This window comes from Kitasatospora nipponensis (assembly GCF_039528135.1).
Taxonomy (GTDB): Bacteria; Actinomycetota; Actinomycetes; order Streptomycetales; family Streptomycetaceae; genus Kitasatospora; species Kitasatospora nipponensis.
Genome location: NZ_BAAALF010001050.1, coordinates 1 through 549 on the forward strand (window position 1 = coordinate 1; position 549 = coordinate 549).

The window sequence follows — 549 nt, forward strand, 5'->3', positions numbered from 1 at the left end:
GGGTCCCGGTGGGGAAGCCCATCATGACCACGCCGAGGTGCTTGGTGACGGCCGGGCTGCCGAGGTAGCCGCTCAGCTTGCTGTTGACGCCCTCGATCTTCACGCGCTCGCGCGGGCCGATCATGCGGGACTCGCCGTTGGCGAAGCCGTCCGGCGTGTGCGCGACCGTGGAAGCGGAGGTGTAGGTGACGTACATGCCACTGTTCGACAGCGCGGCCTCGTCCAGATGGGTCCGGACGGCGTCCCACTTCTGCTCGATGCTCGCGGGCTGGTCCAGGTCGCCGAGGTGGCTCTTGTAGTCCTTGGTCCCGTAGCCGTAGTCGCCCCCGCCGGGCCCTTCGAAGTTGGTGAGCCCGATCTTGCCCCGCACCTCGGAGAGCTTGGGGATCTCCGCCTGGTGGTAGTAGTAGAGACCGCCCTCGGCCGGGGTGGGCTTGACGACCGACTTGTCGTAGAAGAGGTCCTTGTTCTGCTCGACGTACCGGTCGAGGATCGCCATCCGCTCGGCCTGGGTCGCCTTCCACGGCTGGTCCACGCAGCTGGTCGGCG

The 549-nt window shown here is 67.6% G+C and carries 1 protein-coding gene; it reads right to left on the minus strand.

The features are described 5' to 3' along the window. Positions 1 to 549 (minus strand): PI-PLC domain-containing protein (locus ABD323_RS44800; RefSeq protein WP_344447700.1); only part of this gene is annotated, 549 nt, incomplete at both ends.